A 7,432-nucleotide genomic window follows, 5' to 3' on the forward strand; every position below is an offset into this window, starting at 1 on the left:
GGACTGCGCAGCGGTCCCATCTTTTGTGGCCGCTTCGCGACCCAACGGGGGCAAGCCCCCTCGCCACAGGTATGGGTTCAATTCAGGGCATAAAAATTTTGCTGTGCCTCTTAAGCGATCAACACTCCACCCAATTCACCGCCAAACCACCACGGGACGTTTCCTTGTACTTGTCGTGCATGTCCGCACCCGTATCGCGCATGGTGCGGATCACCCGGTCCAGGGAGATGAAGTGTTTGCCGTCGCCGCGCAGGGCCATTTGCGTGGCGTTGATCGCCTTCACCGCGGCAATCGCGTTGCGCTCGATGCACGGCACCTGCACCAGGCCGCCCACCGGGTCGCAGGTCAGGCCGAGGTTGTGTTCCAGGCCGATTTCCGCGGCGTTCTCCAGTTGCTCCGGCGTGGCGCCCAGCACATCGGCCAGACCGGCGGCGGCCATCGCGCAGGCCGAACCGACTTCGCCCTGACAACCGACCTCGGCGCCGGAGATCGAAGCGTTCTTCTTGCAGAGGATGCCCACGGCGGTCGCGCCCAGGAAAAAGGCCACCACATCATCGTCCGACGCATCCGGATTGAATTTCATGTAGTAGTGCAGGACCGCCGGAATGATCCCCGCTGCGCCGTTGGTCGGCGCGGTGACCATGCGTCCGCCGGCAGCGTTTTCCTCGTTCACCGCCAGGGCATAGAGGTTGACCCACTCCATGGCCGACAAGGTCGAGGTAATGACATTCGGCTTGCCGATTTCCAGCAGATTGCGGTGCAACTTCGCCGCCCGTCGCGGAACATTCAGGCCGCCGGGCAGGATGCCTTCGTGACGCAAACCTTGCTCGACGCACTCGCGCATCACTGACCAGATATGCAACAGGCCCTGACGGATTTCGTCGTCACTGCGCCAGGCTCGTTCGTTGGCCATCATCAATTCGGAAACGCGCAGGCCGTGCTTGTTACACAGCTCAAGCAACTCGACAGCGCTGGAAAAATCGTAAGGCAACACCACGTCGCTGGCCGGTGCAACACCGGACTCGGCCTCCGCCGCCTCGACGATAAAACCGCCGCCGATCGAATAGTAGGTTTGTTCGAACAGCTCGCCGGTGTCGCCGAACGCAGTCAGGGACATGGCATTGGGGTGGTAGGGCAGGCTCTCGTCGAGCAACAGCAGATCCCGGGACCAGTCGAAGGCGATGGTCGCCTGACCGGCCAGGGACAGTTGGGCGGTTTCGCGCAAGGTGTGGATGCGGCTGTCGATGGTGGTCGGATCGATGCGGTCGGGCCATTCGCCCATCAGGCCCATGACGCAGGCGCGGTCGGTGGCGTGACCGACGCCGGTGGCCGACAGGGAACCGTAAAGCCGGATTTCTACCCGTCGCACGTCAGACAAAAATCCTTGATCCACCAGCGCCTGGGCGAAGGTCGCCGCTGCACGCATGGGACCAACGGTATGGGAGCTGGACGGGCCGATGCCGACTTTGAAGAGATCGAAAACACTGATAGCCATGCTAAAGCCTATTCCGCAAATGGAAGATGAATCGCTGCCATTTCTGTAGGACAAGCGCACTTTCAGCGATACTGCCAAGCACGGTCCCCTGTGACCAACGAAACTTCCTAAGAGAGCCTTTAGCAGGACTAAACGATGAGCCGTCAATTACATGCCCAGACCTATGTGTGGCTTCAGGTGTTTTCCTGCGCCGCCCGGCACTTGTCGTTCACCCGCTGCGCCGAAGAGCTGCACATCACCCCGGGCGCGGTCAGCCAGCAGATTCGTCAGCTGGAAGAGCGCCTGGGTTTTCGCCTGTTCCATCGTCGAGCGCGCGGGGTGGAACTCAGTGCTGAAGGCCAGCGCTTGGCCATCACCGTCAACGAGGCCTATGGCAGCATCGATGCGGAATTGCGTCGGCTGGATGCCGGAATGATCAGCGGCACTCTGCGTGTGCGTTCGATTCCATCGTTCCTGAGCAAATGGCTAACCCCGCGCCTGCCGCGTCTGCAGCAGCGTTTTCCCGACATCCAGCTGCGTCTGGTGGCCGAGGACAGCAGCGTGCCTTTGCATGAGGGCGATTTCGACCTGGCCATCGACCTCAACGACGGCAGCTACCCAGGGCTGTTATCCACAGCCTTGCTCGATGAACAGATCTTTCCCGTCTGCGCACCGGGTTTGCTGCGCGGGAGACCGCCGCTGCACGGCCCGGCGGACCTGATGCACTTTCCGTTGCTGCACGACATCACCGCCTGGCGCGGCAGTTACGAATACGCGGAATGGGAGTTCTATCTCAATGCCATCGGCTTCCAGGGAGCCGATGTGCGGCGCGGGCACACCTTCAATCGCAACCACCTGACCATCGAAGCCGCCATCGCCGGCATGGGCGTGGCCATCGCCCGACGAACCCTGTTGAACGATGAGCTGGAGCGCGGTGCGCTGATCGTGCCGTTTGGCCTGGCGGTGCCCAATCACAAGCGCTACATGCTGCTCTACGCGCCGGGTGCGCTGAGCCATCCGGGCGTGCGCGCGGTGCATGACTGGCTGGTGGAGGAGGCGGGGATTTTTCGTGCTTTGCACCCGCTGGGCGAGGGGCAAATGTAAGGATTTTCGACCAAGGCCGGGGCGAGTGAATTCCCGACCTTACCAGCGCTTTGAACGGTTGTCCGGTTTTATTTGTGTTTACAAATTTATCTTTTTTCAGGGGTTGAATTGTTCAGCGTACAGACCGATTGTGTCTGTAAGAGGTCACGGTGAGGACGCCCCAGGGCTCGACTGACCGGCCTCTCGCGAGCTAGCTGAAATAAGGGATGAACTATGCAAATCCAAGTCAATAGCGATAACCATATTCAAAGCAGCATTCGACTGGAGGAGTGGGTACGTACAACCATTGAGAGCACGCTCGAACGTTATGAGGAGGATTTGACCCGGGTCGAAGTTCACCTGCGGGATGAGAACGGCGACAAGCCCGGTCTTCACGATCTACGCTGCCAACTGGAAGCGCGGCCAAAAGGCCATCAACCGATTTCCGTCACCCACAAAGCCGCCAATCTGGAACTGGCCATCGACGGAGCTGCCGAGAAACTCGAACACGCACTGGAACACCTGTTCGGCAAACTGCGCGGCAAACCACGCGCCGCCGTAGTGCCCTTCGAGCGCCGTCCACATGCAGACAAACTGCTGGAAGAAGAATTTCTTGAAAACGAACAGGCCGCCCAAAACGGCTGAAGCCTGATTTAACCTCCCCATGAAAACGGGCCTGCATTGCAGGCCCGTTTTGTTTTGCGCAAAACTGTTGCAGCGAGTCTGCCCGCGAAAGCATCGGGGCAGTCGACATCGATGCTGGATGTGCCGGCCTCTTCGCGGGCAAGCCCGCTCCCACAGGGTTTTGTGCCGATCGCTGAATCGGCCAACACCACCGGACACTGTGGGAGCGTGGCTTGCCCGCGAATGGTCGCCAACGATGACGCTGGCTGACTGACACCCCGCGCATGTCTTGCCTCCATCGCGAGCAAGCTCGCTTCTACAGGACGCAGGCTTTGCGTATGAGAATATTTATCATTAATATTGCGCCCCTCCGGCCACTGTGACATTCACGGCGGCTCACTCAGGTCGCGACATGAAAGCCAAACGCAACACGCTCCCCGTTTCCTATCGACTGGCGGTTTTCTCGCGGGTGCTGGCTGCCGTGCTCGGTGGTTATGTGATCACGGCGCTATCGAGTGTCTGCCTGACGCTGTGGGTGCCCATGGCACGGGCCGAAGCGGTGGTGACCGGGATGATGAGTTCGTTCCTGGTCTATCTGCTGGCGGTGATCTGGTGTTTCGCCTGTCGCACGGCGTGGCGTGCCTGGTTCGGCTTGATGGTGCCAGCGCTGATTCTCGCGGCGGCAGCCGGCCTGACTTACTGGATGGGCCGGCCATGAAAGAGGGATTCCGTCAGGCCATGGCCTGGTTGCACACCTGGGCCGGTTTGACGTTCGGCTGGCTGTTGTTCGCGATTTTCCTGACCGGCACGCTCGCCTATTTCAAGGACGAGACCACTCACTGGATGCAGCCGGAAATCCCTGTGCGTTCGGTGTCCAGCGAAGCCAGCCTGACCCTGGCCCAGGAGTATCTCGAACAACACGCCGCCAACGCCTCGCGCTGGATCATCGATCTGCCCGGCGTTCGTGAGCCAGGCCTGACGGTCCGCTGGCAGCCGGCACCGGCCAAGCCCGGCGAGCGCGCCCAGTTCACAGAGAAGCGCCTAGACCCGCAAACCGGTGCCGAGGTGCAGGGCCGCGAGACCTCGGGTGGCGAATTTTTCTATCGCTTCCACTTTCAACTGCAAATGCCTTATCCCTGGGGCCGCTGGCTGTCGACCATCGCGGCGATGGTGATGTTCGTCGCGCTGATCAGCGGGATCATCACCCACAAGAAAATCTTCAAGGACTTCTTCACCTTCCGCCCGCGCAAGGGTCAGCGTTCGTGGCTGGACGGGCACAACGCGGTGGGCGTGCTGGTGTTGCCGTTTCACCTGATGATCACCTACAGCAGCCTGGTGATCTTCATGGCCATGGTGATGCCGGCGAGTATCGTCGCCGCCTATAAAGGCGATGTGCAGGCCTTCTACAGCGAGCTGTTTCCTGCGTCCAACAACGCAAAAGCCTCCGGCAATCCGGCGCCTCTGTTGCCCTTGGCGACAATGCAGGAGAAGGCCCGGGAGCAGTGGTCCGGCGGTAGCGCCGTGCGGGTGACGGTGAACAACCCCGGTGATGCGAACGCCTCGGTGGTGCTGGCGAGGGATGGCGCGGACCGCGTGGTCCACGATTTCGGCAGCGCTGTGACTTTCAACGGCGCCACCGGAGAATTGCTGGCTGCGGCCCTGGAGCCGGGGCTGCCACGGGCGATCGCCGGCGGTTTCTACGGATTGCACATGGGCCATTTCGCCGGCCCGCTGTTGCGCTGGCTGTACTTTATCTGCGGCCTGGCGAGCACGGCGATGATCGGCACCGGGCTGGTGATCTGGCTCGGCAAGCGTCAACTCAAGCATGTAAAAAGCGGCGTGATGCCCTTCGAATTGCGGCTGGTGGAAGTGCTGAACATCGCCAGCATGTCGGGGCTGGTCATCGCGGTCGCGGTGTTCTTCTGGGCCAATCGGCTGTTGCCGGTGGACATGGCCGGGCGAGCGGAGTGGGAAGTCAACGGCTTCTTCATCGCCTGGGGCCTGAGTTTGTTGCATGCCATGTTGCGCCGGGGACGTGCGGCCTGGGTCGAGCAGTTGACGCTGGCGGCGCTGCTGTTTGGCGCGGTGCCGCTGCTCAATGCCCTGACCACGCCGTATCACCTGGGCAACGCGTTCGTGACGGGCGACTGGATCATGGCCGGTTTCGATCTCGCATGTCTGGGCAGTGGACTGTTCCTCGGTTGGGCAGCGTGGAAAATGCGCCGCGCCGGGCAGGCTGAAAAGGCCGGACGGCAAAGCACACAAACGATCAACCTCGAGCAGGAGGCCAACTGAATGTTGCTGGCCAGCTTGCTTTGTTACGGCGGATTCACCGCGCTGTGTCTGTCCATGGATCGGCACCATGTCGAGTTGCTCGGGCGCAAGTCATCGCTGGCGCTGCGTCGGTGGATGAAGGTCGCGGGATGGTCGTTGCTGGGTGTGTCGCTGTGGGCGACGGTGTCGACCACCGGTTGGGAATTCGGACTGGTGGAATGGTTCGCGGTGTTGATGCTCAGCGCCTTGTTGCTGGTATTGCTGATGCCGTATCGCCCGCGCCTTGCTTTATCGCTAGCTGCGCTCGGCCTGCTGCTCAGCCCGATTGCCGCGTTCGCGATCCATTGAATCGATGATCAAGTTTCCGCCCGAACCCTGCGACCTGGAGCCCGGCGAGCACGACGAACCGCGTGGCGACCGTGCGCATTTTCTTCAGGTATTTCTCTCGCAACAGTCGCAGATGGAAGCGCTGGTGAATCGCCGCGTCGGTTGCCGTGCCACCGCTGCGGATCTGGTGCAGGACCTGTTCCTGCGTTTCTGGCGGCGGCCCTTGGTGCAGGTCGAGGAACTGAGCACCTACCTGCTGCGTTGCGCCGGCAACATCGCCATCGATCATTTGCGCAGCGAAGGTTCGCGGGCTCGGGCCAGCGAAGGCTTGATGGTGGAGCCATCGGACGGCGTGGGCAGTGAACCGCAGGCGGCGCTGGAGGCCGGCAACGATTTGCGCCATGTCGAGGCGGCGTTGCGCGCCTTGCCCGAGCGCACGCGGCAGATCTTCCTGCTCAATCGCATCCATGGCCGCAAATACGCCGAGATCGCCAAGGCCATGGGCCTGTCCCAAAGTGCCGTGGAAAAACATATGATGCGCGCGCTCGAAGCCTGCAAGGCCAGCCTTCGGGAACCGTCACCGCGCACGCCAGGGAAAGCACCGTGAACAACCTCGAACGCGTCACTCCGACGCCCGATCAGGAGCAGCAGGCGCTAGCCTGGCTGAGCCTGTTGCATGACCAGCCAACCAGCGGTGATCAGGCCACCTTCAGTCAATGGCTGCAGGCTGACCCGGCCCACGGCGAAGCCTATGCCCGTGCGCAGGTGCTGTGGGAATTGAGCGAGGGGCCGGCGCGTACGTTGGCCGATGAAGATGCCCTGGCCTTGCAGCGTTACCTCAATGCCATGAACGGTTCGCGGCGTTCCAGCGTGCGGCGCTGGTCCGGTGCGTTGGCGATGGCGGCGTGTCTGCTGCTGATGGTCAGCCTCGGTACCGGTTGGCAGCCGCTGCGCTGGCTGGACGATCTGGGCGCCGATTATGTTTCGGCACCGGGGGAAGTCCGCACCGTGACCCTGGCCGATCAGTCGCAAGTCACCCTCGACGCCGACAGCGCCATCGCCGTGGATTTCAGCGGCGGCGAGCGGCATGTTCAGGTGCGGCGTGGCGCGGGTTTCTTCAGCGTGACCCACACTGGCGAGCCGTTTGTGGTCGATGCGGAAAAAGGTCAGGCGCGGGTGCTGGGCACGCAGTTCGAAGTGCGCCTGCAACCCCATGGCGCGCAGGTAACGGTGTTGTCTGGCCGGGTGGGCGTGACTGCCGATAACGATGCTCCGCAGCAAATTCTTACTGCCGGCCAGCAGGTGGCCTATGGCGAGGGTGTGGCGCAACCGTTGCACACGGTGGACAGTGAGGCGCAACTGGCGTGGCGTCAGGGCTGGCTCAATTACTACAAGGCGCCGTTGGCCGATGTGGTGCAGGATCTGCGGCGTTATTACCCCGGGCGGATTGTGTTGCTCAGCGATGAGTTGGGCAGGCGGCGGGTCAGTGGCAGCTTTGCGAGCCGGAATCCGCAGGCGGTGTTGAGTTCGTTGCAGGGGGTGATGGGGTTTGAGCAGCATCAGGTGTTGGGGCATCTGATTATTTTGCGGTGAGGCGGATGGCGTCTTCGCGGGCAAGCCTCGCTCCTACAGGATCGTCACAACCCCGTA

Annotated in this window: 8 protein-coding genes; 7 read left to right on the top strand and 1 reads right to left on the bottom strand. The window is 61.9% G+C overall.

The window, feature by feature from the left end:
- Nucleotides 1-118: 118 nt before the first annotated feature.
- Nucleotides 119-1,495, bottom strand: a complete 1,377-nt coding sequence (locus ACW9JE_RS26690) for an L-serine ammonia-lyase (RefSeq protein ID WP_457434456.1) — start codon at nucleotides 1,493-1,495, stop codon at nucleotides 119-121.
- A gap of 135 nt (nucleotides 1,496-1,630) precedes the next feature.
- On the opposite strand from ACW9JE_RS26690, the gene ACW9JE_RS26695 reads away from it, so the two are divergent.
- The 7 genes from ACW9JE_RS26695 to ACW9JE_RS26725 all read left to right on the top strand — a co-directional run bounded on the left by ACW9JE_RS26695 (nucleotide 1,631) and on the right by ACW9JE_RS26725 (nucleotide 7,375).
- Complete coding sequence (locus tag ACW9JE_RS26695; RefSeq protein ID WP_224541116.1) at nucleotides 1,631-2,578, top strand: LysR substrate-binding domain-containing protein; 948 nt, start codon at nucleotides 1,631-1,633, stop codon at nucleotides 2,576-2,578.
- 213 nt (nucleotides 2,579-2,791) lie between these two features.
- Complete coding sequence (locus ACW9JE_RS26700; protein ID WP_224541113.1) at nucleotides 2,792-3,202, top strand: HPF/RaiA family ribosome-associated protein; 411 nt, start codon at nucleotides 2,792-2,794, stop codon at nucleotides 3,200-3,202.
- Nucleotides 3,203-3,593: 391 nt separating this feature from the next.
- Nucleotides 3,594-3,899 (top strand): DUF3649 domain-containing protein, encoded by a 306-nt coding sequence (locus ACW9JE_RS26705; RefSeq protein ID WP_224541111.1) that lies wholly within the window; start codon nucleotides 3,594-3,596, stop codon nucleotides 3,897-3,899.
- Nucleotides 3,896-5,476 (top strand): PepSY-associated TM helix domain-containing protein, encoded by a 1,581-nt coding sequence (locus ACW9JE_RS26710; RefSeq protein ID WP_457434457.1) that lies wholly within the window; start codon nucleotides 3,896-3,898, stop codon nucleotides 5,474-5,476. Before ACW9JE_RS26705 ends, ACW9JE_RS26710 begins: the two co-directional genes overlap by 4 nt.
- A complete protein-coding gene (locus ACW9JE_RS26715; protein WP_457434458.1) occupies nucleotides 5,477-5,803 on the top strand; it encodes a DUF3325 domain-containing protein in 327 nt (108 codons plus the stop codon).
- A 4-nt stretch (nucleotides 5,804-5,807) separates the two neighbouring features.
- Complete coding sequence (locus tag ACW9JE_RS26720) at nucleotides 5,808-6,389, top strand: RNA polymerase sigma factor (protein WP_457434459.1); 582 nt, start codon at nucleotides 5,808-5,810, stop codon at nucleotides 6,387-6,389.
- Complete coding sequence (locus ACW9JE_RS26725) at nucleotides 6,386-7,375, top strand: FecR family protein (RefSeq protein WP_457434460.1); 990 nt, start codon at nucleotides 6,386-6,388, stop codon at nucleotides 7,373-7,375. The genes ACW9JE_RS26720 and ACW9JE_RS26725 overlap by 4 nt, the downstream gene beginning before the upstream one ends.
- The last annotated feature ends 57 nt before the right edge of the window (nucleotides 7,376-7,432 follow it).

Source organism: Pseudomonas sp. SDO55104_S430 (assembly GCF_054070595.1).